We start from the raw sequence: 24,407 nt of genomic DNA, 5'->3' as shown, positions 1-24,407 counted from the left end.
ATTGGAAGTCGCTGAAAGACTATTGTGCAATAGTCTAAAATAATTAAGAGCTTTGTTTTTTCGAGTTATATTGGCTGATTACTACGCCCAAAAAGACAAGCCCCGAGGCGTAAAATTGAGTGATACTTAGCGTTTCGTTTAAAATAAAATAACTAAAAATTAAGGTAAAAACAGGTATTAAGTTAATATAAACAGAGGCTAAGCCTGCTTTTAACCTAGATAAACCAAAATTATAAAAAAGATAAGCCGCCACACTCACAAAAACTCCTAAAAAAATAACTGCTAAACTGGGTATTAAAGGAGGCGGAAAGCTAAGGTTTTTGGTAAATAAAAAGATGCTGGGAAAAAAGAAGATAGAACCCGCAAAAGCCTGCATACAAGTAATAAATATAGGCGTATAGTTGCGAGAAAGATAACGCACGATAACGGAATAAATTGCCCCGGTACACATCGCCAAAAACTCTAACAAGTTGCCTAAAAAATGTTCTTTTGCGTTTATATTTTCTGTCCCTAGTTCTGACGTGCTGAGCCAGATAACGCCAAAAACTGCGATTAAAAAGCCTAGCCAAGTGCGTTTTGCTAACTTTTCTTTTAAAAAAATATTTGCAGTAATCGCAACAAGCAAAGGCATAGTAGCGGTAATCATGCCGGCTTCGGCGGCTGAGGTGAGAGTTAAAGCGTATGATTCCAAGAGGAAATATATAATAGGCTCACAAATTACAAGCAGTAAAAATATCTTCCAATCGCCACTTTGATAGTTTAACCCCGGTCTCCATTTTTTTTGAAACAAAATAAATAATAAGCTCGCAATCGCCATACGCAAGAAAATAATAAACACCGGATGATAAGCACTTAAAGCAAGTTTCATCGCAATAAATGACAAGCCCCATAAGAGCATAGCACCAATTAAGGCTAATTGAGGGGCGAGGCTAGACCCTATGAATTTTTGAAATGTCATTTTTATAAGATATTGCTTGATTTAGTTTTTGCAAGCTGTTTAAATTATTAAATATTATCTTTGGGGAAATAATTTAATTGTTTTCAAAATATAACATAGAGGTTTTTTTAAGCTCTTTTATACTGTCAAGCATGGCGTATTCTTTAAGGGCTGTTGTTGCCTGTAATTCTTGAATAACTTTTAAACAATCGCCTTCTTCTTTTCCGTGTATCATGGTATAAAGCGTATATGGCCAGTCTTCGGCGTCAGACGGACGAAAATAACAATGTGAAATCATTGGGTGTTTTGCTGCTTGTTTGCCTGCTTCCGAAATAAGCGTTTCGTCTATTTTCCAAGCGACCATAGCGTTATGGGTATAACCTGTTTTTTGATGTTTAATGCTCGCACCAAAACGGCGAATTGCCCCATCGTTTTTAAGTTTTTGTAATAACTCTAAAACTTCGGCTTCGCTACAGCCAACTTCATTAGCAATATCAAGATAAGGTGTTAAGCTTTCAGGGATATTTTTTTGTACAATGGCTAAAATGCGACGTTCAATAGCGGTAAACTCATAACTCATTTGAATAAACTCCAATAAAAAGCTGAAACTTTTATGCGTCAAGATAATTATAAATTATTATAAATAATTACGATATTTATTGTTGATTTTGTCTAGGTTTTTTAGCGAAAAATTTAGCCTGTAACTCTTGTAGGGTAGAAACAGAACTCTTTGAATTTTTTTCTGTTTCGTCAGGCGGATGAATTATGGGATCATAGCCTAAGCGTTTGGCTTGATCAAGGCGTAAATTTTGACCGGGAACAGGGCGAATTTGTCCGTTTAAATCTAGCTCGCCCCAAAAAACAGCTCTTTCGGGTAGCGGAATATCATAAAAAGATGATAAAATAGAAACAACAATCGCTAAATCTAACGCAGGGTCAGAGAGTTTTAATCCCGCCCCGACTTTTGCGTATAAATCTGTTTGTGCGAAGTTAAGCTTTAAGCGTTTTTCCAGCACTGCTAAAATTAAATGTAAACGGTTAACGTCTATCCCTAAACCTGCTCGTCTTGGAATAGTGAGAAAAGATCTGGCGGCGAGAGCCTGCACTTCTACTGCGAGAGTGCGTTGTCCATCAATGGCTAAAGCGAGGGCTGTGCCTGATAACGAAGCGTCTCTAGCCCCTAAAAAATAAGTAGAAGGGTCTTCGACTAAGGCGAGCCCTTTTTCTTCCATCTGAAAAATTAAAAGTTCTTGGTTTGGTCCAAAACGGTTTTTTAAAACTCGTAAAAGGCGGAACATTTGCCTTCTATCGCCTTCTAAAGAAATTACAGTGTCCACCATGTGTTCTATTAAGCGGGGTCCTGCGAGTACGCCTTCTTTGGTCACATGCCCGACTAAAACTAAAGTTGTGTTTGACTTTTTACAGCGTTCCATCAGCTCTGAGGCGACAGCGCGAACTTGCCCGACGTTCCCAGCGAGCCCTTCTGCTCTTTGTGAGGAAAGAGTTTGAATGGAGTCGACAATCATTAAAGCGGGCGGGTTGTTACCTTCTATGATATTAAAGGCGTCTTCAACTTGAGAACTCGCCAGCGCAAATAAATTGTCATTTAACATACCTAATCGTTCGGCACGACTACGAATTTGTACTAATGATTCTTCGCCTGAAAAATATAAAACCTGTTTACCGCTTAAAGAAACGGCACCGGCCACTTGTAACAAAAGCGTAGATTTTCCAATACCCGGTTCTCCGCCGACTAAAACCGCCGCTCCGGGAATCAGCCCCTTGCCTAAAATTCTGTCTAAGGCTTCTAAACCACAAGAATAAGTAATCCCTTGAGCAGTAGAAACTTCGGATAATAAACAAGAAGTTTGAGTGTTGTTTGAAGCATGAGAAGCTGGGGGGCGTTTTGTGGAAACTGTTGATAGCTCGAGAGTATTCCATTCTTTACACTGAGAGCATTGTCCCTTCCATTGTGAGTGTTGAGTTCCACAATTTGTGCAAAGGTAGATTTCTTTTAATTTTGCCATATATTTTAATACCGATTGTCGTATTTTTAGTTATTTGAACCAGGGTATATATTGAAAAAGCTTGAGATTGGAATGGAGTTATTTAACAGTTAATATACCTTTTTTATCTATTTTGAGCTAGTTATTTTTAAAATTTTTTTGTTGTGATATAGTTGATTGAGGAATTCACCGAGCTTGTCTCCTAAGGCGAGATCAAAGCACAATGTTTCATCAGAACCCTGTTCTTTTTGCCCTAAATCAACAAGCCATTGCTCACACCACAAGCTATTCAGTATATGTCTTCCGCCTTTTATGTTTTCATCATCTTTAGCGGGTTCTATAATAAGAGCATAAGCTAAACGACTTCTATAACCATAGAATAGGTACGGAGTAAAACTATGCAGTAAAAGCGGATAAGATTTTTCTTGCTTATTGTTATAGTGAACAATGAGTGAGTCTGAGGTTAAAGAGACGCCTATCACTCTTTTTTTTGAATCACATCTAATCACCCATACAAACGATAGAAATAATATTGAAACTAAAACTAATAGTAGCAAGTTTGGGTGTTGTTTTAGTGGTGTCAACACAGTGCTGATTGCAAGGATAAAAGCAAACATTACACCAAGAATATTTTCTGATCTATCGACGCCGTCTCCTGCCTCTAAAGAGTAGTTTTTTTCTGTGTTCATTTTTATATAACCCTTCTTCTTTTAAGCGGAATCTATATTCTATTTTTTTCGACTGCAAGTTTAATTTTGCTTGTTTTAATTTTTACAGATTTTATACTTGCTTTCAAGTAGCTTTAAGGGCATAATTGTTAAATAATTTACTTAATCGAGACTATTGCACAATAAGCTCAAAGTGGCTTTCGTCAGAAAGACACTCCAAAAACCACGAATGTGGCTTTCGCCAGAAAGACACTCCAAAAACCACGAATAAGGACACTAGGCTGGCTTTGCCTGCCATGGAGATTGGGGGACTTGGGGGCTTCGGGGGAATCTCCCGAAACAAAGGGAAAATTTAATTTTCCTGTAAAATGAGTGGGTTTTGTGACTTAAGACGTTTTGCTATGTGCATACAGAGCATAAAACGATGACAAAAGTACGCAAAACAGAGTTTTGCAATGGTCTTTAATCGTTGTTTAAAAGCTTAAGATTTTTTAAAGACACTTTAACATATATAAAACATATAGCCATGAGTTTTCATATTTCCAATAAATTACCTCCAAAATTAACCGATATAAAACAATTCGATCCTGAATTGCTTTATGTTGAATGTCGCCATTGCGGTTCTCCTTTGTTGTGGGGAGCAGGGCAAACAACGGCCATGTTACTTGGTGCGGGTGTTGATATAAGTCGCCTTGATGCGAGTTGTTTGTTGTTGTCCGAGCGTTGTCCTAATTGCCAACCTAATATACATGAGTTTTCTTTAAGCGTTGTTAAATTACCTCAATCAGGTTTGGTTTTAGACGATGCTTTACAAGAAATTATTGACTCTTTGGAAGAAGAGTTAAACACTAATATCAGAGCTAACAATATCTTTAAGTTAAAATCCTTATATGGTCATGCTTAGCCTATTTGTTTTAATATTAAAGACGATACGTCCATTGTTTTAAAGATAAGACACAGTAATAAAAATTAAATTTTGTACTGTGTTTTTTTATACAAGGTCTCTTGAAATAATATCAATCTAATTAATACATTGTAAGGATACTTATCATGCCAACATCTCATGAACTTTTTTTAGAAGCTTCAAAAATTATTCCCGGTGGAGTTAATAGCCCTGTGCGTGCTTGTCGTTCTGTGGGTTGCGAACCTTTATTTATTGCATCAGCTAAAGGCAGTAAGGTAACAACCGTTGAAGGAAAAGAATACATTGATTTTGTAGAATCATGGGGACCTATGCTCCTTGGGCATTGCCACCCTGAGGTGAGTTCCGCTTTACATACTGCTGTTGATTTAGGCACAAGTTATGGTGCCCCTTGTCCTAACGAAGTTGTTTTGGCGAAACTTATCCTCGAAGCCATGCCGAATATGGAAATGGTGCGTATGGTAAACTCAGGGACAGAAGCGACTATGAGTGCTTTACGTTTAGCGAGGGCTTGTACTAAACGCAATAAATTGATTAAATTTGAAGGTTGTTATCATGGGCATGCTGACGCTTTTTTAGCGAGTGCCGGTTCAGGCGTTGCCACTCTTTCTATTCCCGGAACTCCCGGTGTGCCTGATGTGGTTGTTGCTGATACTTTATTGGCGGCTTATAATGACCTTGATGCGGTTAAGGCTCATTTTGAAAAAAATCCAAAAGACATTGCGGCGATTATTGTTGAACCAATGGCGGGCAATATGGGCTTAGTCAAGCCGGCTAAAGGATTCTTAGAAGGTTTGCGTGAGCTTTGCACTAAATACGGGGCATTATTGATTTTTGATGAAGTTATTACGGGCTTTCGTTTAGATTTTGGCGGGGCTCAAAAACGCTATAATGTTAAACCTGATTTAACCACCTTAGGAAAAATTATTGGTGGCGGTTTACCTGTTGGTGCTTATGCGGGTAAAAGAGAATACATGAGCCAAATAGCACCATCTGGTAACGTTTATCAGGCAGGTACTTTATCAGGCAACCCTTTAGCAATGGCAGCCGGCATAGCGACCTTGAATGTTTTAAAAAAATCAGACTATAACGCCTTGGAATCAAGAGTAAAACGTTTTTGTGAGGAGTTAACGGCAGCGTTTAAAGCCAATGGTATCACTGCCTTTATTAACTCTGAGGCTTCTATGTTTACTATCTTTTTTGAAGGTATTGAACCACAAAACTTTAGTGATGTAAAAAAAGCCAGTACCGAAATATATTCAAAGTTTTATCAGCATATGCGTAATGAAGGTATTTTGCTCGCTCCATCAGCTTTTGAAGTTGCTATGGTTTCTTTTGCTCATAGTGAAGCGGACTTTGAAAAAACCTTGCAAGCTGCGAGTCGCTTTAAAATATAATTAAAGACTATTATGCAGGCTAAAACAAAAATTGCGATTTATGCTTTTACTCAAAAAGGAGCAAGCTTAGCTCAAACCGTGGCTAGTTGTTTAAAGTTACCTTTAGACTCAGAAAAAATAGCAGGCGATGAGTATAAGCGTTTAAGCAGGCTTTTGGATCAGCCAAGTATAGAGCTTTATTTTAGTCAAAGTTGTGAAGCAGATAACGAAAATAAAGAGGCGTCGGTTTCGGTATTTTCTGTGAATTGCTTTAGTTCATTGTCAAAGTTGATGCATACAGAGTCGCATTTTTCTCGCTTTTCAGCACATATTATCATTGGGGCAACAGGCATCGCAGTAAGAGCCATTGCCCCTTTTATTCAAGACAAAACCCAAGACCCGGCAGTAATCGTTATAGACCAACAAGCGAACTTTGTAATTAGTTTGCTCTCTGGTCATTTAGGCATGGCGAATAGTCTCAGCTCTTATCTTGCGACTGCTTTAAATATAAAAGGTTTTAAAACACAGGCGGTAATTACGACTGCGACTGATTTAGAAAATGTGCCTGCGATTGACAGTTTTGCACAAGACAGAGAGCTGTTTATTGATAACCCTGATCAGATAAAAACAATTAGTTCAGCACTGTTGCACAAACAAAAAGTTTATTGCCTAGATGAAACACAAAGTTTTTTGCCTGCATGGGAAGAAAAGTTTGGAACAGCTTATTTAACCCGTTTAAATTTATCAGAGTTATCTGAATGTAAAAGTCCTTTGATTTATCTGGGGCATGAAACCTTTAAAAATATGAAACAAGTTTTATATTTACGCCCTAAAACTTTAATCTTAGGTCTTGGTTGTAAGCGAGGCGTAAGCTTTGAAGCTTTGTCTGAAGCTTTAAGCGTATTTTTAACTCAGTGTAAAGTTTCGCAAGCATCTTTAGCAGGTTTAGCGACTATTCAAGAAAAACATACGGAAGCAGGCATTTTAACCTTAGCAGAATATTTTAACATTCCTGTATATTTTTTTTCGGCTAATGAATTGGCTCAAATCAAAACGCCTAACCATAGCCCTAAAGCCTTAGAACAGTTTGGAACACCCAGCGTAGCCGAAGCCGCCGCTCTTTTAGGGGCGAGTTTATTGCATGATAAAAATAACCAACAGCTTGGGTTGACTGATAATAATAGCCTTAATTTAAAAGCGTATCATGTTGATTTTGTTAAGCTACGCCATGAAAAACATAAGTTTATAAATATTACTTTTGCGTTGGCAGAGTTTGCCTTGAGAACGTGTTAATTTTATAAATAAAATAAAATTTAATAAAACAAGCGCTATTATAATTCTTGGCGATAATTAAGCGATTGTCTTAAGGTTTCTTGATCCATAAATCGAACTTCCGAGCCGAGCGGAATGCCTTGTGCCAGCCTTGTTACCTTAATATGTGGAAACATTTTTTGAATAAGGTTTCGCAAATATGAGGCTGTGTGTTCTGCTTCCAAGGTTGCACCAAGGGCGAGAATAACTTCTTTAATCGGCGTTTCTGTTGAAGCTAAACGTTTTTTTAAAAGTTCAAGTTCAAGGTTATCAGGGTGTACATTTTCCAACGGAGCAAGCAAACCGCCCAAAACAAGATATAAACCACGATAAAACGCACCTTGTTCAAGTGCCAGCATACTGTCCCATTCGGCAACAATACAGAGTAATTCTGAGTTGCGGTGTTCATCGCTACAAATAGCACAAGGGTTAGTATCGGAAAGAGCCGCACAATTTTTACATAAAAAAAGTTTATCTCTTAAATCATGAATACTTAAACCCAAACGTCTGGTTTGAGGTTCTGACCACTTTAAAAAAGTCATGGCGATACGCAAAGCTGACTTTGGTCCAACTCCGGGTAATTTAGATAATTGTTCGGTTAACTCACGCAAAGGTTCTGGTAATTGTTGCACTATATTTACTCTTTTAAATAATAACTTGATAAACTTTAAATATTTAAGTGTTTCGTTTTAGGCGTTTATTTTTTTTCGCTTTCTTTAACTGCCTGCCACAAAGCTTCTTTGGCTGTTATATCCAAGTCATTAAATTCTTTGTTTTCTTTTCTGGCTAATTCTTCCATCGCTGTAAAACGGCGTAAAAATTTGGCGTTACTGCGTTGTAGAGCGGTATTGGCTTTAATACCCTTTCTACGCCCTAGTTCTATTAAGCTAAAGAGTAAGTCGCCAAACTCTTCTTCCATCGCAACTTGTTTGGCATCTTGAGTGTTATCAGGTAGTTTTTCATTGTTTTGAGAGACAAACTCATTGTTTAAAGACTGGGAAACTTCGAGCCACTCGAGCCATTCCGCTTCAACTTGTTGTTCCACATCTTCGCTTGAGTCCCAAGTAAAGCCAACGTTTGCCGCTTTGGAGTTAATTCTATAGGCTTGAATAAGAGGTGGTAAATTTCTGGGAAGGCTATCAAAAAGCCCTTTGGGTTTTGAAGCGGCTTGGGGGTCTTTTTCTTCTTTTTCAAGTTTTTTGATACGTTCCCAATTTTTTAACAACTCTTCTTTATTGGCAAAAGAAGCATCGGAAAAAACATGTGGGTGGCGAGCGATCATTTTAGCGGCATTATTTTGCAACGCATCACCAAGGCTGAATAAACCACGTTTTTTATAAATTGTGGCAATGAAAATTAAAAGAAACAAGACATCGCCCAGTTCTTCTTTTATATCGCCGGCTTTATCAGAATGGATACTGTCTATTAGTTCGTAAACTTCTTCAACGACGTAATCGCAAAGTTTTTCCGGTGTTTGTTCTTTGTCCCAAGGGCAACCGTTTTCACCAAGTAACTTGTCTAAAACTTCTTGTATTTGGGCTAAACCTTTATTGTCATCAAGCATTAGCTTAAACCTCCGGGGAGTTTTTTCATTAATTCTTCTTGTGTTTTTTCAAGATCAGGCAGGTGTTGTTTTACAAAGTTGATAAAAACGTCTAAATATGGGGTTACTACTGAATTTTGTAAAAAAGGAGCGTCAGGCAGTACGGTTTTTAATATACCCAAAATAATCGCACAAACAAAAATTCCTTTTGCCATACCTATTGCAAAGCCCAACATTTGGTTTATCAACATGGTTGAGGTGAGCTGAAAGAGTTTTCGCAAACTGTTGGCAACTATTGCGGTTATAATGATTACTACGACAAAAATAACTCCCCAAGCCGTGATTGGTTGCCAAGTCGGGCTGGTAACAAAACCTGAAATATGTGGAATTAATGAGGGATAAAACTGTGAGGATAAATATATTCCGATAATAATTCCGGCAAAACCTGCGATTTCGTCGATAAAACCTCGGGTAAAGCCTCTTATTCCTGTAAAAATCAAGATTATAAGCAGACCAATATCCAATAAATTTAACTGAGTATCCATAAAGTACCTTTTGTTGACAATATATGTTTCTTATAGCTTAAAAGAGAGTTTTTAGTAAGAATAATTTTGTGATTTAATTTAAAAAAACTAAAATATTTGCATTAACGTTCCATAATCGTTTCAATTTTTTGACCTAATATAAGAACGGTTTCACCAAGTTTTTTACGCCAAGCGTCTTGGTCTTTGTTGTTTAAACTTTTTTGGAGTTCTGTTTCTGTATCTTTTATAAAGTTAAGATCAATCAACTTTACCAGCCAAGGTGGTAAATCTATTAAAACGCTTTTATCTTTAAGAGATACGCCAATATAAATCATCATATTGTCAAGCTTGGGTAAATTGATCGATTCATTTTCTTGTATATCAATTATAAGTTTTAATGAAAACTTTTTTTTGAATGCCACCTGCATTTTTTCAATAGAGTTTAGTTCTTCTTTAGTAAAATAAGGTGTGAGTTTGCTTTCTTCGAGTCTATTCGTTAAAAGTGTTTCTTGGCGTTGATAGTTAAGCCAAAAACCAAAGATAGTCAAAGTGAAAACAGTAGTTAAAATAACAATGCGTAAAAAATTTTGTTTAGGAGTATCGGCTTCAACGGCTCTTTGGCGAGGAGCAAAAAGTTTAAACATATTCTTACCTTAGTCTTAGTTTTATTTTATAATTCGGCTTAAAATATCATAAAGTTTTAAAAAAGGCATTATTTTTTACACCAATCCGGGCGTAATCCAACGCTGTCTAGTGCAAGGCAACGCTCTTCAATAGTATAGACGTTAGCTCCGCATTGTTCAAAGCGAATTTTTGTCCATTCTTGTAACCCTTGTAAAAGAATAGCTTTATCATTTTCTTTTAGATTATCATTATTGTTTTGCAAGTCTGATGTATATTGTTTTACAAAATTACTATATTGGTTATTCGTCGGAGAATCACTGTTTTTTGGTGTTCCCGTGTAATCTGTAATAAAATCATTGTTGCTAAAGACGGCAAAAGAGATAGCGTAATGATGAGTTGCCGGAATATATGTATCAGGGTCAATTCTAGATGGTGAGTTTTTAGTTTCATATTCATACTTACATTTATAATCTACAAAATATTTATCGACACAATCAGCATAAATTTTTTGGTTTTCTTTTGTAATATTTTTATTATAATATTTTAGACTAGCTGTTGTAATATATCCGCCTGATTTTGCACCTAGCAATCTATACCAACAACAGCCACTAAATATGCTTAAGATTAAACATATCAAAATGAAATTACAGACTTTTTTCACTGTTTAATCTCCAAAGTTTAATAAAAGATTAATTATAGCCATAAATTTTAAACTTATGAACTGTTGCTGTCAATATAATCTGTTTTGAGTTTTTTAATAAAGAAAAATTTAAAAATATTTTTCGAGAGTCTGCTTGACAGGAAGGGGTTTTATAGATATAGCAGTAAATTCCTTGTTCGTAAAAAAAAGATATTACGAACCATAAAGACCAAAAGGAGTTTACATGAGAAAGTTTGAAACTTTATTACTGCTTTCGCCTGAGCTTAACTCTGAAGCAAGAGAAGCTCTAGTCTCTAACTTTAGTGCAGTAATTGAACGTATGGAAGGCAAGGTTGTTCTTGTTGATAATTGGGGTATGAAAGACCTTGCGTATCCTGTTGAAAAACAAATGCGCGGTTATTATATTCGTCTTGAATATGTTGCTCCCGGAACTGCCGTTGCCGAACTTGAACGTAATATTCGTATTGCTGATGGTATCTTTAAGTTCATAACTGTTAAGTTATCAGATAAAGTAGAGGAGCTTGCATAAGATGAGCCAGAGAAAAAAATTTGCACCAAGAAGAAAATTTTGTCGTTTTTGTGCGGACAAAGAGTTGCCTTTAAACTACAAACGCGCTGATATTTTACGTGATTTTGTTACAGAACGCGGAAAAATAATCGCACGTCGCATTACCGGAACTTGTGCACATCACCAACGCTTATTAACCACTGAAATTAAACGTGCTCGCCAAATGGCTTTGATGCTTTACACAGCTACACATTCAAGTGAAGTTAAGAAAAAGAGCGTACTGTAGGAGGCTTAAATGAAGATCATATTGAGAGCAGACGTTGAAAATTTAGGTCGCCTAGGTGACGTTGTTGAAGTTAAAAATGGTTATGCTCGTAACTATTTAATTCCTCAAGGTTTTGCTATGTTGGCAACAAAAGCCAGCTTGAAAACTTTTGAATTGGAACGTAAAAAATTACAAGCTCAGATGGACGCTCTACGTAGTGCCGCTTCTGATTTATCCAATAAAATTCAGGCGGAAGAACTGGTTATTCGCATGCGTGTAGGTGATAACAACAAGCTTTACGGAGCTGTTACTACCCACATTATTGCTGATCAGTTGGCAGAAAAAGGCGTAGAAGTTGATCGTCGTCGTATCTTGCTTGATGCTCCTATCCGTTTACTTGGCGATTATGAAGTGCGTGTACGTTTACATGCTGACGTTGTTGCCGTATTAAAAGTAAAGGTTGCTGCTGAAGAAAGAACAGTTTACGAAGATGAAGCCGTTGCTGTCGTTGAAGAAGCAAAAGAGCTTGTTACCGCTGAATAATTAAAGATATATTGTTTTTTAAAGCCCTTTGTTTAAGACAGAGGGCTTTTTTTTATTTTGTTTTTTTATTTTGTTGAATAAATGATAATTAGGCTAATAAAAGAACTAATAAAAAAGCAGGCACAATTTTTACACTGTACCTGCTTTTCTTATTCAATATTTTTAAATGATATTATTTTTTATTAACATTTAACGTAATCTTCAAGATTTTCATTTGAGTTGTTTTTACTAACCCAAAAAGCGGCGGCCCAAATCATTAAAGCGGCGGCGGCAGTATCATCAAGCTCTTTTATTTTTGCTTCGAGGGTTTCGTAGCTTGCCCCGTGTTTCAGATGTATTTGATTGTTTTTACAGCTGTCTGAAAGACGCAAGAGTAAATAGGATAGTTTTGTTTGATCAGGAGAAAGCCTTATATCTTTATGGGCTTCTACGATGGTTTTTAATTCGGCGGAAGAAAAAAAGCCTTTAATTAGTGCTGTTGCACGAAAAAAAGTATCCACAGCCCAAGGCAAAATAAATTCTGCTCCGGCGCTTTTGGTTCTAAAATAATCTTTTAACCATTTTTCTTGATCCGATGATATTCTTGCTGCAACCTGTGGCATATTTGGCTCTTGGGGTTGAGGCTTTTAAAAATAAAAGCCTACGAAAGTTTGAATATGAACATAATAATTTAAAAAATTATTATAAGTATATTAACAATAAGAGTATAAACAAAAGCCTCGCTTTAATATTTGAACAACGACCGCCAAGTATTAAAACGAAAACTTAAAAAATAATGATCGAAAATTATCTTTTTATTTTATGTAAATTATGAAACTAAAAGACAATATTACAATTCATAATAATCTTAAGACTTACTATAATCTATTTGATTTGTTTTTTCAACAAAAAATCTAATATTTTTTAAGAATTAGTTTATATATACTTAACAAGTAGATAGCGATAATTTTAGCGTTAAGAAAGATAAAAGTCTATTTTACTTGTTGGCGATGTTCATATTCATCTTTATAAAGTTTATAGATAACCGAGTCGGCTAAAGCCTGCCAGCTAGCTTCTATAATATTATATGAAACACCAACGGTAACCCATTTATTATTTTGATCGGCTGATTCGATCAGGACTCGAACAAAAGAGCCTGAGCCTGTTGAGTTTTCGCTTGCGTTCAAGACTCTTACTTTAAAGTCAACAAGACGCATCTCGTTTAACCTTGGGTAAAAATTGATAAGGGCTTTTCTGAGTGCGTTATCGAGTGCGTTAATCGGACCTAAGCCGGAAGCGGCGGTATGTTCTTCGATTCCTTCTACTTCAAGCACAACGCTTGCTTCGGAAAGGGGTAGGGAGTTTGCGGACATTTTTGACTCTAATACTCGGAAATGTTTAAGCTTAAAAAACTCTCTAACTCCACATCTGGCGAGTTTTCTTAAGATCAATAACTCAATTGAGGCTTCGGCGGCGGCAAAGTCATAACCTTGGCTTGATTTTATTTTTAACTCGTTTAATAGACCTTTTACAACGGGTTCGTCTTTGTCTAGGTGGAAGCCAAAGCGTTTTGCCAAAAAGACAATGTTGCTACGTCCTGCAAACTCGGTAAGTAAAACGCGCTGGCGGTTTCCTATAAGGTTCGGGTCAATGTGTTCATAAAGGCTTGAGTTGCGGTTAACGGCACTAACGTGAATTCCCCCTTTATGAGCAAAGGCGGATAAGCCGACAAAGGCTTGCCTACTAAAAGGTGAGATATTACAAACCTCTGAGACATAAATAGAGGTTGCTCGCAAAAGGGCGAGGTTTTCCGCTGAAATAGTTTGATATTTATTTTTATATTTCAGGTTTAAACAGGGAATTACGGAAATTAAATTGGCATTCCCACAGCGTTCGCCAACTCCGTTGATAGTTCCCTGAACTTGGGTCGCCCCCATTTCAACCGCGGCCAAGCTATTGGCAACAGCCATTTCGCAGTCGTTATGAGCGTGAATTCCTATTTTAGCGTTGGGCAATCTTTCTTTAACTGTTTTTACGGCTTCGGATACTTCATGGGGCATTGTTCCACCGTTTGTGTCGCATAAAACCAAAACGTCGGCTCCGCTTTCATGTGCGGCTTTTAGGGTTGAGAGCGTATATTCGGCGTTATGTTTTAAGCCGTCAAAAAAATGTTCGGCATCAAAAAAAACTTCGCTGAGATTTTGTTTAAGGTAAGCGACCGAATTTTTGATAATTTCCAAGTTGCGTGTTGGGCTTAGGCGTAAAGCCTCTTTTGCATGAACTTCACAGGCTTTGCCAAAAATACAGGCAACGTTGGGGTGAGCGGCAATAATATTATTTAAGGTATTATCGTCTTCGGCGTTTACGTTGGGGTGATGTGTACTTCCAAAGGCGCTAAGTTTAGCATTTTTAAAAGAATAGTTTTGCATTTCTTGAAAAAATTCAGTATCAGCGGGGTTCGCACCCGGCCAACCGCCCTCAATATAATCTATTCCCAATTCATCAAGTTTAGTTGCTATTTTCAAACGATCGGCAACGCTTAAGCTAATATCTTCAGATTGAGCGCCGTCTCTTAACGTAGTGTCGTATATATCAATTTTTTGCATATGTTTTTTATTCTTTTAAAGGTGTTAAGAATTTAACGTAAAATAAAATATTATTGTGTAAATTAAATTTGTCAAGCTTCTTGTTTAGTTGTAATATTTTTACAGGTTATATGTTGTTGTGTTTCGTGTCTGATAAAGAATAAAATATAGCTTTGAAAAGACCGTTGAGTGTTGAAATTATATATTGTATATATTATTCACGGAAAGCTAAAGAGGATTATAAAGATGAGCAGTATTTTGCAAGATAAACTCAAAACCTGTAACCATCAGTTAAAAATAAAGGTTTGGTTAACTAGCCAAGATCAAACCCTAATCAGCCCGGGTTTGGTCGAGCTACTTTGTTTAATTAATGCTCAAGGTTCATTACAATCTGCCGCCAAACAATTATCTTGGTCATACAGAATGGCGTGGGGGCGTTTGCGTAAAGCGGAAGAACACTTGGGTTTTTCTTTGGTAGAAAAACATTCAGGCAATAAAGGCGGGCTTGTGCTTTCGCAAGCCGGTTTGGAGTTAATAGAAAAATATCAAGCCTTAATGAAAAATGTCCAGCTTTTTGCCGAAGAACAAATGAAAAACTTATTTCTTTCTTGACTAGTTTTTATTCAAGGCTTTATTCAACGCCAAAACCTATAGCAATAATAGCCTTTTTAACGGTTTCAAGCTCGACTTTTGTTCCGCTTTTTTCCGTCCAGCTGACGTTGCCTGATAATAAATCAACTTTTATGTTTTCGACGCCGTTAATCGCAGACAGTGCTTTTTCAACGCCTTGTTTGCAATGATTACAGCTCATTCCGCTAACTTTAAGGTTTGGCATAAGGTTCTCCTGACTGGAAATAATGTTTTTGATATACGTCAATTTCTTGTATGAGTTGTGCATTAATATAGAACGGTCTTGCAAGTATATTTAATTCTTCGGCTCGCTTACGAAAGAAAGCTGTTGCAATGAAGGTTTGTTTGCTTATTGCATTGGCGTTAACTTCTCGAAAATCTAGGGAGTAGTTTACCTTTTTTACGTTAAGTCGTAAACAAAGTTGGAAAAATAGTTCTATTTCGTCAAAATTATTATTTTGTTCAAAGACTATATATTTTAGCTCTAATTGATCAGGTTTAGCACAGGCTTTACTATATTCAGTCAGGTTCTCGATTACCTTATCCCAGTGATCACGACCTTTTATTTTATAATAAGTTTCTTTTGTTCCGCTGTCTAAACTAACGTTAACATCACCTTTTCCACTCTTTAATAAGCTTGTAATTCCCTTAGAATAGAGGAGGGCATTGGAATGGACTAATTGAGTATACCCTTTTGCAGTAAGCCAAGCACTCGCCTCATCAAATTCTTTTAATATTGTGCTTTCTCCTCCTCCCCAAGATATGCTGCATTGTGGAGCTAATCTGTTTTGGTGGACAAGAGTCTTTAATAGAGGCAACACGGAGTAAAGTTTTTCTTTTTTCCTTGGGTGCCAATAATCACAATAAACACATTTACAGTTACAATAGTAACGATGGTGATTAATTGAAACTGTTTTAAAACATATACTTGATTTAAGGGCGTTTATATCTTTTTTAATATCAACGTCTATTAGAAAGTTGCATCCTTTGCACAAGTCTGTATCTGTTTGTAGATTATGAATGCTGTCTATAATATATTCGAAATATCCTTCTACTTCAGAGGGTAACCCGCTAAAAGGGTAAGAAGGAACTTTAATATCAAATACATTACAACAAGGTTGTATTGCGTTATCTTCAAGGTTAATATCCATCAATAAATTAAGGCATATTTTCATTTATAACTCCTTGATTCATAATCCCAAAAAACATACCAAAAAAACACAATAAAGTCATCTTTTTAAATTTAGCTATGAGAAAAATGCTTTTTAATTATTTCAAGACCATTGCCAAGCTGAGTTTTGCGTACTTTTCCTATCGTTTTATGTTCTGTATGCACATAGAGTAAAACGCCTTAAGACACAAAAAAACAATCATTTTACAGAAAAAATAAAAATTCCTGATTCGTGGTTTTTCGAGTGTATTTCTGATGAAAGCCACTATGAAACTATTGCACAATAGTCTCATTTCTTGTTTCTGTTTCTCGGGCTTGTCTAAACGATTTAATCTTGTTATTGTCTTTTATCTGAGCTTGGAGTTAATTGTGGATATTCCGTTACTTGAACTAAAAAATGTTTGTAAATCTTTTAAGCTAAACACAGGTGTCTTTTCTGCTCCTTTAGAAATTAAGGCTGTTGATAAGGTTTCTTTTTCTTTAGAAAAAGGTAAAACGCTTGCCTTGGTTGGTGAATCTGGCTGTGGAAAGTCGACCTTAGCTCGTATTATCAGCCGTCTTATTTATCCTGATTCCGGCGAAATTCTTTTTTATGGTCAAAATATTCATAACAAAGACGCTCGTTTTCAAACAGATTTATACCGCTGTATTCAGATGATTTTTCAAGACCCTTTTTCCTCATTAAACCCTCGTTTATCAATAGGTGCAAGTATTGTTGAGCCTTTGGAAAATTTAGCAAAACAAAATACGGTTTTTGGCGAAAAATGGCGAGATAAAAAAACACGCCATGCCAGAGTCGAAGAAATGTTGAGCTTAGTTGGTCTTATGCCTGAACATGCCCTGCGTTATCCGCATGAATTTTCCGGTGGTCAACGTCAAAGAATAGCCATCGCTCGGGCTTTAATTTGTAGTCCTGAATTGGTAATTTGTGATGAACCTGTTTCTTCTCTTGATGTTTCCGTTCAGGCACAGGTTTTAAATTTACTGATGGATTTACAAGATCGTTTTTCCACAAGTTATCTGTTTATTACCCACGATCTTAACCTGATCGGTCATATTAGCGATAGGGTTGCGGTTATGAAACAAGGGCGTATTGTTGAAATGGGCAATAGTTTGGATATATTGAAACACCCGGAACATGAATATACACGGCTTTTATTGCAAAATGCCGTTTAACTTTTTCGATTTTATAACCCACAAATGTTACTATGAATACGCAACAAAACTTTGAAAACGACAAAAAAAGCGAAAAGCTTTTGGAAATAAAAAACCTGAATATAAACTTTAAAACAAAAGAGGGTCTTATTCAGGCAGTACGCAATTTTTCTTTAAGCTTAGACAAAGGGAAAACCTTGTGTCTTGTTGGTGAATCGGGTTGTGGAAAAAGTGTTACTGCCTTGTCGATTTTGCGTTTATTGCCTTCTCCGCCAACTGAAATTAAATCAGGGCAAATTTTTTTTGAAGGTCAGGATATTTTAACTCTCAACACAAAAGAGTTGTTAACAATCAGGGGCAAAAAAATCTCAATGATTTTCCAAGATCCTATGAATTCATTAAACCCTGTGTTGACTATTGGTGAACAAATTTCTGAAATTTTGCGTCTACATCTTGGAATGTCACAAAAGCAAGCAAAACAGCGGAGTATAGAACTGCTTTCCGAAGTAGGAATTGCCGAAGCCGAGCGACGCTATAATGCCTATCCACACGAACTTAGTGGTGGAATGCGTCAGCGAGTGATGATTGCCATGGCGATAGGTTGTAAGCCACAATTAATTATTGCTGATGAGCCGACAACCGCATTAGATGTTACCATGCAAAAACAGATTTTGGGATTGTTAAAAAAACTTGCTTCAGAAAATAATTCTGCCTTATTGTTAATTACTCATGATCTCAGCGTGGTTGCTGAAATGGCTGATGATGTATTGATTATGTATCTTGGTGAGGCTTTTGAATATGCAAAAGTTGCGGAACTGTTTAATTCTCCCAACCACCCATATACCCAAGGTTTATTGCGTTCTCGCCCTGCAATGGCAGAAAGCTTGGATACGGATTCGGCTATTGATAAGGCTTTGAAATTAGTGAATAAAGAAAGTGTCTTAAACTTGCAAAGTTCAAAAGAGCGTAAAAGTAAACGCCTTCCGACTATTTTAGGTTCTGTTCCTTCTTTATTAAACTTGCCGAGTGGTTGCACTTTTCACCCGCGTTGTACGAAAGCCCTGCCTCAATGTTCTGAAATAAAACCAGAATTTTTACCAATTAAAGATAATCCAAGCCGTTTTAACCGTTGCTTGTTGACCCAAAAAAATGATTAGAGTGTTTTCACAATAGTCTCTCAGTTTTTCCGTCAGAAAGACACTCCCAAAAAGGGAAATTTAATTTTCCTGTAAAATGAGTGTTTTTTGTGGCTTAAGACATTTTATATTGTGTTTATACAGAGCATAAAATGATGAAAAAGCACACAAAACGAAGTGTTGCAATGGGTCTTAATCAGACTTTTGGGTTAAACATCTTTTCACGTTAAAGGGAAAATAAACCGTTTTTTTCTTTTAAACGATTAAGTCCCAACTGAGCGGAGTCCCTTTTTTTATGTCTTTGCTGGCGACTTTTCCCGTTACTTCTTCGAGATGACGCGTATGTAACCCATAAGCAGGACGAATTGAGCGTATGTTTTTTTCGCTGAAAGTTTCGCCTTTTTTCATATCATTAACAACAAAGAGAGAGCGACGATAGACTGTGCTGTTGATTTCTTTGGTTGTTCTTTGATAATTGATTGATCCTAAAGCTTTTTCGGTTGTTCTGATAGATTGCACCAAACCTTTAAGCTCGTTTGCTTCCAAGGAAAAAGCGGCATCAGGTCCTCCGTCGGCTCTGGACAAAGTAAAGTGTTTTTCTATGATACAGGCCCCAAGGCTAACGGCGACAATAGGTACGGTTGTTCCCAAGGTGTGGTCTGATAACCCGGAGGGAACGCCAAAAGCCTGACCAAGGTGGGGAATAGTTTTGAGGTTTGCTTCTTCCGGAGGCGCCGGGTAAGCGCTTGTACATTTTAGCAAAGCAAGTTCGGTACAGCCGGCGTTTTGTAAAACTTCGACCGCATCGGATATTTCTGCCAGACTTGCCATTCCCGTAGACATAATTATTGGCTTGCCCGTGCTTGCGATTTTTCGTAAAAGAGGAAAATCTACCAACTCAAACGAGGCAACTTTATAGGCAGAGACATTCATTTTTTCTAAAAAATCTACGGAACTAAAGTCAAAAGGTGAAGAAAAACAGTCAATTCCAAGGCTATTGGCAAATTGTTTCAATTTAGGTTGCCAATCCCAAGGCGTATAAGCCTCTTGGTATAAATCATAAAGGCTACGCCCTGCCCAGATATTGTCTTTTAGTTGAAAATATTCGTTATTACAATCAATAGTGATTGTGTCGGCGGTGTATGTTTGCAATTTAACTGCATCAACGCCACATTCAGCGGCCGCCTTTACCAAGGCTTCGGCTCTTGTATAATCTTGATTATGGTTGGCGGAAATTTCGGCTATAATATAGGTAGGGTGGTCTTTTCCGATTAATTTGTTGCCGATTTTTATTTCACTTTTAAAAGACATTCTTAACCTTTATATTTATTAAGTTTTTATGAGAATAAGCAGTTAAATAAGGCGGTCTCTTGTTAGCCTCATAACGTAAACTTCGTTATCGCCACACTTTATGGTATCAACTTTTTCAAAGCCTTTTTTGACAAACAAGCTGTAAACAGAACCTGAATTTGCAGGTAGTAACGCATCAAGACTTTTTGCACTTTTGACAGTTCGGAAAAAAGCCTGACAGCCATATTGTAACAATAAAATACCAAGTCCTTTACCTCGCCATTGTTGTGCAAGGCAGAGCGTTAAAGTCGGTTCTTGAGTTTGGCTGAATTTTTCAAAAGAGACATAACCGATTACTTCTTTTGTTGGTGTTTCTAAAAAGAATAAGGGTTGGTCTTTTTCTAAAACTTTATTTTCAAACCATTTTTCAAAACTCTCAAAATCTTTTGGAATAGGCATAACAGACATGGCTCTAGCTCTTTGGTCATTACCTATAGGCCAAAGCTGTTTGCAATATTGGAGTGTTGCGGGTAGCAAGTGTCCCTCTTCTCCTCTTAACGCAGAAATAGCCCTATAAACACCCAAACCGTCTATAAGAGCTTGTCCTTTATGCGACATATCTTGGCGTAATTCGGGGTTATCAGATAAACTTGTTATAAGGTCGGGAATTTCTTTGGCTTCTTTCCACTTAATTGCTATTTTGCGATCTGCCAGTGTTTTTACCAGTTGGTCTTGATTTTCGGCAACGGAAGCAACCAAAAATGGCAATCCGGTGTAACAAAGTTCCCAACAGGTACTTCCTCCGGCAGAAACTGCCAAGTCTGCCCACAGCATTTGTTCAAGCATATTATTCACATTTTGTAAAATTGTGTAATGATGTTTTGAACTTGCGGTAAATTCACTTATACTTTTTATGTGGGGGTTACTTGGTCCGAGGATAACCCGTATTTCAAACGTTTGTTTGCTTTTTTCCAAATTTTTTAAAACATCAAGCGTGAGATTTGAGTTGTCTGCTCCCCCCATTGTAATCAAAATATTTTTTGCTTCATTTTTAATAATACGCAGACGTTTATTTAAAATCTCTAAAAATTCAGGGCGTAAAAGAGCGTTTTTTGCTCCGAGAAGAAGCTTACAACCGGGGTTACAGTTATAATTTAAGTCGGAAGAACCGATGTTTTGGTTTAATAAGACATCAGTAATATATCGATTTAAGTGATTATAATCATCAATAATCAAACACCTTCCGGCAAGTTTGCGAATAATTTCTTGATATTCCGTATCAAAGTGGTATCCGTCAAGCACAACATAAGCATGATCTTGTTTTAAAATTTCACGCATAAGTGCAAGGTCAGGCAAGGCGGGGTGGGGGGCTTCCAGGTCAACAAAGTTATAGCCGGCATCTTGAATACGTTTTTTAAACGCTTCCGTGGCTTGGGCAGTAACAAAAAAAACTTTTTTCGGGTTTTCCCATGCCGCAGCTAACGCTAAGCAACGCATGACATGTCCTGTTCCTATTTGGGTGTTTGCATCTGCCCTTAACACCAGAATATCATCAGAAGAATATTTATTCATATAAATCCAGTTAATTATATTGATTTAGAATATTATATTTAGTATTAATTTATCTAATTTGATTAAAAATGTAAAGTTGACCGAGACAGTATTTAACTTAGCAGACAAGACAATGTGAAAAACATTATTATAATGCGTTAGTTAGAATATCTTGTCAATTGAAAATCACGATAATTAAGAAAACAGTTTTATTTTTTTAATGTTTTTTTGCTTAATACTATATAATAATTTGATTTATATATATTATTCATTATTACGATGAGGTGTGCAAATGAATCCAAATAATAATAAACTTGTTGCTCTGTTAGGTGGAAGTTTTAATCCGCCTCATTTGGGGCATTTGCGCCTTGGGCTTGAGATTCTTGAAATCTTGCAACCTTTACGTCTTGATTTTTTACCTGTGGCTCACCCTGCTCATAAAGAGGCAAAGGAACTTTTGCCTTTTGAACTTAGATATAAAATGTTAGAAACTTTTTGTCAGTATGACTCACGCATCTATATTAACCCTTTGGAAAATAAACGCCGAGAAAAATCTTATACTTATAAAACCTTAGAGTTATATCGCAAGGAAAACCCCGATGTTGAGCCTGTTTTTATTTTAGGCGGAGAAGACTATGCTCAAATTCAAACTTGGGAAGAGTGGGAAAGACTTCCGAGTTTGGCACATTTTATTATTATTTCACGAGCCACAGCAAAAAAAGAATGTTTTATAAACAACAGTTTGCGTTTTTGGAAAGGTTCAAAGCCAATTGATTTAAGTTCTAAACAGAATGTTTTGGGAAGTGGCGACTCAAGCTTGAACGTAAAAGCAGACCATGCTTTTAAAACCCAGCAAGGCGGGGAAATATGGCATTTGTCATTGCCAAGACTTGATATAAGCGCGACTATGTTGCGTAAGGCTTGGCTTGAAAACAAAAAACTCTTTGGTTTAATTCACGATAATAATTTGAAATTACTGCAAGAACATGCTTCGCTTGTTGCAGGGCGTTGGATAAGCTAGATTTATTTCACTTAAAATTTATTTACCCATTCTGCGTAGCTGTTGAGATAGTTTTGTAAAAATTCTTTTGTCTTTTCGTTAGTCAGGGTGTTGCCTTCAAAGGCTTTATCGATAAAACCCAAATAAGCCTCAGGTTGTTGTAACATCAAAATATTTAAAAACGCAAAAGTTTGACGAAGATGTTGAACGGCTCCAAAGCCTCCGATTGCTCCAATGCTGGCTCCGATAATGCCGCCGGGTTTTCCGCTCCAACAGTTAGCACCATATGGACGAGAGGCTATATCTAAAGCGTTTTTTAACACAGGAGTTACAGAACGGTTATATTCGGGAGTAATAAACAAAAAGCCGTCTGAATTTTTGACTGTTTCTCTAAACTCAAGCCAAGAGCTTGGTTCGTTTCCGTCTAAGTCTTGGTTATAAAAAGATAGATGACCAATCTCGACTATTTTTAAATTTAGATTTTTTTCACCCAAATTAATAAGAGTGTTGGCGATTTTTCTTGTGTAAGCTTCTTTTCTCAAGCTACCGATAAATATTGATATTTCTTTTATCCGGCTCATAATTTGTCTCCTGTTGCTCTCTTGTTGGTTATTTTGTAACAGCTAAAATTATTGAGAATACTTAATATCGTTTGTAAAAAGTTACTTGTCGTGGTTTAAAAATTCGCTAAATTCATCAGTATAAATTCTTAACATTACAGTTGTAAAGGTTAAGATCATAGGTCCGTATAACAGACCGACAATACCAAATAAATTTACTCCACCGAGTATTGAGACAAAGATAAAAAAGATTGATGCGTTCATTACGCCTTTCATAAGATAAGGGCGTAAAACCGTATCAATAGAACTTACAAAAGCCAGATTGTATAAAGCAAAAAGCGATGCGGTAACCCATTCTCCGGTAAACGCCAAATAAGTGGCAACAGGGAGCCAGACCAGGCTGATTCCCACAACGGGAATTAAAGCCGCAAAGCCCATTACCGTTCCCCAAAACAAGCCCGGAACGCCGACCATTGATAAGCCTATTCCGCCCGCTAAACCCTGCAAAGAAGCAACCAAGAAACCGTCTAATAATACGGCCTTGGAAACTTGACGCAAGTTATGCAAGATTTTATCGCCTTGTTCGGCTTTTAGAGGAGAAAGATATTTTACGGCACGAACCATGCGCGAACCATCTTTTAATAAGAAAAAGAGCATAAATAACAATAACATCAAGTGAATGATAAAAATTGTTGTATTGCGGAATAAAGCAGAGCCGGCCTGCAAAAGGTATTGTCCGGTTTGTCTTGAGATTTCAATTAAACTTTCGTGTAAATTTATACTTTTTAGGTCAATAAAAGGATAATGTTCTTCGACAAAAGCCACGAGTGGTTCCCAAAGATTAAGTAATTCTTGTTGTACATCATTAGAGTTAAGCCATTCGGTAATAGCGCTAATGCTTACTGTTGCTTGCATTACGAAACTGCGTATAAAAAGAATAGCCGGAATACCGATTAAAAAGAACATGCCAAGTACAACGATAATTGCGGCAAAAGATTCTTTAAATCCCTCAGGCCCAGAAAGTTTATCTTTTAATTTTGAGTAGATAGGGTGGAAGGCACCAGCAAAAACAATACTAAAAATTATAGTATTCAAAAATGGTTGAATTAGATTAAAGCTTAAATAAAGAGCGTAAAACAAGAGTGCAAGCAAGCCCCAACGCATTACTTTTGCTTGTTGGGTCGAGTCTTCGTTTTTAAGATCTTTGTTTTTTACTTGGTTGTCGGAATCAATAGTGATGCTTGAAGCTTGTTTATTGGATATTTGATTTCCACTATTCTTTTTTTTATTGTTTTTATACATGTTTTACCTTAAATATTCGGGTGTTAAGAGTGCTTACTGCTTGATATATTAAAGCTTATAATCTTTTTATTTAATATCATAATTCAACGCCAAAGTATAGAGCCTGTTATTGAAATAATTGCGAAGACCGTTGAATAGTTCGTAAGATTGCTTCAATTGT

General features: G+C 36.7%; 27 protein-coding genes. 10 read left to right on the top strand and 17 right to left on the bottom strand.

The genetic code is table 11. The features are described from left to right. Nucleotides 1–43 precede the first annotated feature (43 nt). The 4 genes from BT999_RS03580 to BT999_RS03565 form a co-directional block, all read right to left on the bottom strand. On the bottom strand, nucleotides 44–958 hold the full coding sequence (locus BT999_RS03580) for a DMT family transporter (RefSeq protein WP_072696399.1): 915 nt from the start codon (nucleotides 956–958) through the stop codon (nucleotides 44–46). Nucleotides 959–1,031: 73 nt separating this feature from the next. Further along, a complete protein-coding gene (gene ahbB, locus BT999_RS03575) occupies nucleotides 1,032–1,517 on the bottom strand; it encodes a siroheme decarboxylase subunit beta (protein ID WP_072696398.1) in 486 nt (161 codons plus the stop codon). A 76-nt stretch (nucleotides 1,518–1,593) separates the two neighbouring features. Beyond that, a complete protein-coding gene (radA, locus tag BT999_RS03570; RefSeq protein WP_072696397.1) occupies nucleotides 1,594–2,964 on the bottom strand; it encodes a DNA repair protein RadA in 1,371 nt (456 codons plus the stop codon). Nucleotides 2,965–3,071: 107 nt separating this feature from the next. Then, nucleotides 3,072–3,632 (bottom strand): hypothetical protein, encoded by a 561-nt coding sequence (locus BT999_RS03565; RefSeq protein ID WP_072696396.1) that lies wholly within the window; start codon nucleotides 3,630–3,632, stop codon nucleotides 3,072–3,074. Between the two features lie 505 nt (nucleotides 3,633–4,137). Between BT999_RS03565 and BT999_RS12280 the strand changes: the two genes are divergently transcribed. The 3 genes from BT999_RS12280 (at nucleotide 4,138) to BT999_RS03550 (ending at nucleotide 7,202) form a co-directional block, all read left to right on the top strand. Further along, entirely contained in the window at nucleotides 4,138–4,515 is a 378-nt protein-coding gene (locus BT999_RS12280) for a hypothetical protein (protein ID WP_178139307.1), read from the top strand. 146 nt (nucleotides 4,516–4,661) lie between these two features. After that, nucleotides 4,662–5,930 carry a glutamate-1-semialdehyde 2,1-aminomutase gene (hemL, locus tag BT999_RS03555; protein WP_072696394.1) on the top strand — a complete coding sequence of 423 codons (1,269 nt, stop codon included), beginning with the start codon at nucleotides 4,662–4,664 and terminating at the stop codon, nucleotides 5,928–5,930. A 12-nt stretch (nucleotides 5,931–5,942) separates the two neighbouring features. Further along, nucleotides 5,943–7,202, top strand: a complete 1,260-nt coding sequence (locus BT999_RS03550; RefSeq protein ID WP_072696393.1) for a cobalt-precorrin 5A hydrolase — start codon at nucleotides 5,943–5,945, stop codon at nucleotides 7,200–7,202. Nucleotides 7,203–7,240: 38 nt separating this feature from the next. Here the strand turns inward: BT999_RS03550 and recR are convergent, their stop codons facing one another. From recR to BT999_RS03525, 5 genes are all read right to left on the bottom strand, one after another. Next, nucleotides 7,241–7,852 (bottom strand): recombination mediator RecR, encoded by a 612-nt coding sequence (gene recR / locus BT999_RS03545; protein ID WP_072696392.1) that lies wholly within the window; start codon nucleotides 7,850–7,852, stop codon nucleotides 7,241–7,243. Between the two features lie 65 nt (nucleotides 7,853–7,917). After that, a complete protein-coding gene (gene mazG, locus BT999_RS03540; RefSeq protein ID WP_072696391.1) occupies nucleotides 7,918–8,784 on the bottom strand; it encodes a nucleoside triphosphate pyrophosphohydrolase in 867 nt (288 codons plus the stop codon). Beyond that, nucleotides 8,784–9,308 carry a CvpA family protein gene (locus BT999_RS03535; RefSeq protein ID WP_072696390.1) on the bottom strand — a complete coding sequence of 175 codons (525 nt, stop codon included), beginning with the start codon at nucleotides 9,306–9,308 and terminating at the stop codon, nucleotides 8,784–8,786. Before BT999_RS03535 ends, mazG begins: the two co-directional genes overlap by 1 nt. A gap of 101 nt (nucleotides 9,309–9,409) precedes the next feature. After that, complete coding sequence (locus BT999_RS03530; protein WP_072696389.1) at nucleotides 9,410–9,931, bottom strand: hypothetical protein; 522 nt, start codon at nucleotides 9,929–9,931, stop codon at nucleotides 9,410–9,412. A gap of 68 nt (nucleotides 9,932–9,999) precedes the next feature. Then, a complete protein-coding gene (locus tag BT999_RS03525) occupies nucleotides 10,000–10,572 on the bottom strand; it encodes a hypothetical protein (RefSeq protein WP_072696388.1) in 573 nt (190 codons plus the stop codon). Between the two features lie 223 nt (nucleotides 10,573–10,795). On the opposite strand from BT999_RS03525, the gene rpsF reads away from it, so the two are divergent. From rpsF to rplI, 3 genes are read left to right on the top strand one after another with little or no spacing between them, the layout of a single operon-like run. Further along, nucleotides 10,796–11,101: a 30S ribosomal protein S6 gene (gene rpsF / locus BT999_RS03520; protein ID WP_072696387.1), complete on the top strand. Its 306-nt coding sequence runs from the start codon at nucleotides 10,796–10,798 to the stop codon at nucleotides 11,099–11,101. A 1-nt stretch (nucleotide 11,102) separates the two neighbouring features. Beyond that, nucleotides 11,103–11,366 carry a 30S ribosomal protein S18 gene (gene rpsR / locus BT999_RS03515; RefSeq protein ID WP_072696386.1) on the top strand — a complete coding sequence of 88 codons (264 nt, stop codon included), beginning with the start codon at nucleotides 11,103–11,105 and terminating at the stop codon, nucleotides 11,364–11,366. A 9-nt stretch (nucleotides 11,367–11,375) separates the two neighbouring features. Next, the gene (gene rplI / locus BT999_RS03510; protein WP_072696385.1) at nucleotides 11,376–11,888 is read left to right on the top strand and encodes a 50S ribosomal protein L9; all 513 of its coding nucleotides are present in this window, start codon (nucleotides 11,376–11,378) and stop codon (nucleotides 11,886–11,888) included. A 182-nt stretch (nucleotides 11,889–12,070) separates the two neighbouring features. On the opposite strand, the gene BT999_RS03505 is transcribed toward rplI, so the two are convergent. After that, nucleotides 12,071–12,490, bottom strand: a complete 420-nt coding sequence (locus BT999_RS03505; RefSeq protein ID WP_072696384.1) for a hypothetical protein — start codon at nucleotides 12,488–12,490, stop codon at nucleotides 12,071–12,073. Between the two features lie 369 nt (nucleotides 12,491–12,859). Beyond that, nucleotides 12,860–14,473 carry a citramalate synthase gene (gene cimA / locus BT999_RS03500; RefSeq protein ID WP_072696383.1) on the bottom strand — a complete coding sequence of 538 codons (1,614 nt, stop codon included), beginning with the start codon at nucleotides 14,471–14,473 and terminating at the stop codon, nucleotides 12,860–12,862. A 225-nt stretch (nucleotides 14,474–14,698) separates the two neighbouring features. Here cimA and BT999_RS03495 point away from each other — a divergent pair, with 225 nt between their 5' ends. Then, nucleotides 14,699–15,064 carry a winged helix-turn-helix domain-containing protein gene (locus BT999_RS03495; RefSeq protein WP_072696382.1) on the top strand — a complete coding sequence of 122 codons (366 nt, stop codon included), beginning with the start codon at nucleotides 14,699–14,701 and terminating at the stop codon, nucleotides 15,062–15,064. Between the two features lie 19 nt (nucleotides 15,065–15,083). Here BT999_RS03495 and BT999_RS03490 read toward each other — a convergent pair whose 3' ends face one another. Both BT999_RS03490 and BT999_RS03485 read right to left on the bottom strand, forming a co-directional pair. Then, a complete protein-coding gene (locus tag BT999_RS03490) occupies nucleotides 15,084–15,287 on the bottom strand; it encodes a heavy-metal-associated domain-containing protein (protein ID WP_072696381.1) in 204 nt (67 codons plus the stop codon). Next, the gene (locus tag BT999_RS03485; RefSeq protein WP_072696380.1) at nucleotides 15,274–16,257 is read right to left on the bottom strand and encodes a radical SAM protein; all 984 of its coding nucleotides are present in this window, start codon (nucleotides 16,255–16,257) and stop codon (nucleotides 15,274–15,276) included. Before BT999_RS03485 ends, BT999_RS03490 begins: the two co-directional genes overlap by 14 nt. Before the next feature lie 365 nt (nucleotides 16,258–16,622). Between BT999_RS03485 and BT999_RS03480 the strand changes: the two genes are divergently transcribed. Beyond that, on the top strand, nucleotides 16,623–17,429 hold the full coding sequence (locus tag BT999_RS03480) for an ATP-binding cassette domain-containing protein (protein WP_072696379.1): 807 nt from the start codon (nucleotides 16,623–16,625) through the stop codon (nucleotides 17,427–17,429). Between the two features lie 32 nt (nucleotides 17,430–17,461). Beyond that, nucleotides 17,462–18,565: an ABC transporter ATP-binding protein gene (locus BT999_RS03475; RefSeq protein WP_072696378.1), complete on the top strand. Its 1,104-nt coding sequence runs from the start codon at nucleotides 17,462–17,464 to the stop codon at nucleotides 18,563–18,565. Between the two features lie 234 nt (nucleotides 18,566–18,799). Here BT999_RS03475 and pseI read toward each other — a convergent pair whose 3' ends face one another. Then, on the bottom strand, nucleotides 18,800–19,855 hold the full coding sequence (gene pseI, locus BT999_RS03470; protein WP_072696377.1) for a pseudaminic acid synthase: 1,056 nt from the start codon (nucleotides 19,853–19,855) through the stop codon (nucleotides 18,800–18,802). 42 nt (nucleotides 19,856–19,897) lie between these two features. Continuing rightward, nucleotides 19,898–21,406: a UDP-2,4-diacetamido-2,4,6-trideoxy-beta-L-altropyranose hydrolase gene (gene pseG / locus BT999_RS03465; RefSeq protein ID WP_072696376.1), complete on the bottom strand. Its 1,509-nt coding sequence runs from the start codon at nucleotides 21,404–21,406 to the stop codon at nucleotides 19,898–19,900. Between the two features lie 271 nt (nucleotides 21,407–21,677). Between pseG and nadD the strand changes: the two genes are divergently transcribed. Next, nucleotides 21,678–22,406 (top strand): nicotinate (nicotinamide) nucleotide adenylyltransferase, encoded by a 729-nt coding sequence (gene nadD, locus BT999_RS03460; protein WP_072696375.1) that lies wholly within the window; start codon nucleotides 21,678–21,680, stop codon nucleotides 22,404–22,406. 11 nt (nucleotides 22,407–22,417) lie between these two features. Here nadD and BT999_RS03455 read toward each other — a convergent pair whose 3' ends face one another. Both BT999_RS03455 and BT999_RS03450 read right to left on the bottom strand, forming a co-directional pair. Beyond that, nucleotides 22,418–22,966 (bottom strand): NADPH-dependent FMN reductase, encoded by a 549-nt coding sequence (locus BT999_RS03455; RefSeq protein WP_072696374.1) that lies wholly within the window; start codon nucleotides 22,964–22,966, stop codon nucleotides 22,418–22,420. A gap of 81 nt (nucleotides 22,967–23,047) precedes the next feature. Beyond that, the gene (locus BT999_RS03450; RefSeq protein ID WP_072696373.1) at nucleotides 23,048–24,247 is read right to left on the bottom strand and encodes an AI-2E family transporter; all 1,200 of its coding nucleotides are present in this window, start codon (nucleotides 24,245–24,247) and stop codon (nucleotides 23,048–23,050) included. Nucleotides 24,248–24,407 lie beyond the last annotated feature (160 nt).

Source organism: Desulfovibrio litoralis DSM 11393 (genome assembly GCF_900143255.1).
GTDB classification, from domain to species: Bacteria; Desulfobacterota; Desulfovibrionia; order Desulfovibrionales; family Desulfovibrionaceae; genus Frigididesulfovibrio_A; species Frigididesulfovibrio_A litoralis.
This window is presented reverse-complemented; position numbering and strand designations above follow the sequence as displayed.

What these genes read in the sequence shown, in the direction of transcription:
- nadD (WP_072696375.1), top strand. Translation starts at nt 21,678, where the DNA reads ATGAATCCAAATAATAATAAACTTGTTGCTCTGTTAGGTGGAAGTTTT.
- mazG (WP_072696391.1), bottom strand. Translation starts at nt 8,784, where the DNA reads ATGCTTGATGACAATAAAGGTTTAGCCCAAATACAAGAAGTTTTAGAC.
- pseI (WP_072696377.1), bottom strand. Translation starts at nt 19,855, where the DNA reads ATGTCTTTTAAAAGTGAAATAAAAATCGGCAACAAATTAATCGGAAAA.
- BT999_RS03580 (WP_072696399.1), bottom strand. Translation starts at nt 958, where the DNA reads ATGACATTTCAAAAATTCATAGGGTCTAGCCTCGCCCCTCAATTAGCC.
- BT999_RS03490 (WP_072696381.1), bottom strand. Translation starts at nt 15,287, where the DNA reads ATGCCAAACCTTAAAGTTAGCGGAATGAGCTGTAATCATTGCAAACAA.
- BT999_RS03455 (WP_072696374.1), bottom strand. Translation starts at nt 22,966, where the DNA reads ATGAGCCGGATAAAAGAAATATCAATATTTATCGGTAGCTTGAGAAAA.
- rplI (WP_072696385.1), top strand. Translation starts at nt 11,376, where the DNA reads ATGAAGATCATATTGAGAGCAGACGTTGAAAATTTAGGTCGCCTAGGT.
- pseG (WP_072696376.1), bottom strand. Translation starts at nt 21,406, where the DNA reads ATGAATAAATATTCTTCTGATGATATTCTGGTGTTAAGGGCAGATGCA.
- BT999_RS03565 (WP_072696396.1), bottom strand. Translation starts at nt 3,632, where the DNA reads ATGAACACAGAAAAAAACTACTCTTTAGAGGCAGGAGACGGCGTCGAT.
- radA (WP_072696397.1), bottom strand. Translation starts at nt 2,964, where the DNA reads ATGGCAAAATTAAAAGAAATCTACCTTTGCACAAATTGTGGAACTCAA.
- rpsF (WP_072696387.1), top strand. Translation starts at nt 10,796, where the DNA reads ATGAGAAAGTTTGAAACTTTATTACTGCTTTCGCCTGAGCTTAACTCT.
- ahbB (WP_072696398.1), bottom strand. Translation starts at nt 1,517, where the DNA reads ATGAGTTATGAGTTTACCGCTATTGAACGTCGCATTTTAGCCATTGTA.
- BT999_RS03475 (WP_072696378.1), top strand. Translation starts at nt 17,462, where the DNA reads ATGAATACGCAACAAAACTTTGAAAACGACAAAAAAAGCGAAAAGCTT.
- BT999_RS03495 (WP_072696382.1), top strand. Translation starts at nt 14,699, where the DNA reads ATGAGCAGTATTTTGCAAGATAAACTCAAAACCTGTAACCATCAGTTA.
- cimA (WP_072696383.1), bottom strand. Translation starts at nt 14,473, where the DNA reads ATGCAAAAAATTGATATATACGACACTACGTTAAGAGACGGCGCTCAA.
- BT999_RS03535 (WP_072696390.1), bottom strand. Translation starts at nt 9,308, where the DNA reads ATGGATACTCAGTTAAATTTATTGGATATTGGTCTGCTTATAATCTTG.
- rpsR (WP_072696386.1), top strand. Translation starts at nt 11,103, where the DNA reads ATGAGCCAGAGAAAAAAATTTGCACCAAGAAGAAAATTTTGTCGTTTT.
- BT999_RS03485 (WP_072696380.1), bottom strand. Translation starts at nt 16,257, where the DNA reads ATGAAAATATGCCTTAATTTATTGATGGATATTAACCTTGAAGATAAC.
- hemL (WP_072696394.1), top strand. Translation starts at nt 4,662, where the DNA reads ATGCCAACATCTCATGAACTTTTTTTAGAAGCTTCAAAAATTATTCCC.
- BT999_RS03505 (WP_072696384.1), bottom strand. Translation starts at nt 12,490, where the DNA reads ATGCCACAGGTTGCAGCAAGAATATCATCGGATCAAGAAAAATGGTTA.
- BT999_RS03450 (WP_072696373.1), bottom strand. Translation starts at nt 24,247, where the DNA reads ATGTATAAAAACAATAAAAAAAAGAATAGTGGAAATCAAATATCCAAT.
- BT999_RS03530 (WP_072696389.1), bottom strand. Translation starts at nt 9,931, where the DNA reads ATGTTTAAACTTTTTGCTCCTCGCCAAAGAGCCGTTGAAGCCGATACT.
- BT999_RS12280 (WP_178139307.1), top strand. Translation starts at nt 4,138, where the DNA reads ATGAGTTTTCATATTTCCAATAAATTACCTCCAAAATTAACCGATATA.
- BT999_RS03550 (WP_072696393.1), top strand. Translation starts at nt 5,943, where the DNA reads ATGCAGGCTAAAACAAAAATTGCGATTTATGCTTTTACTCAAAAAGGA.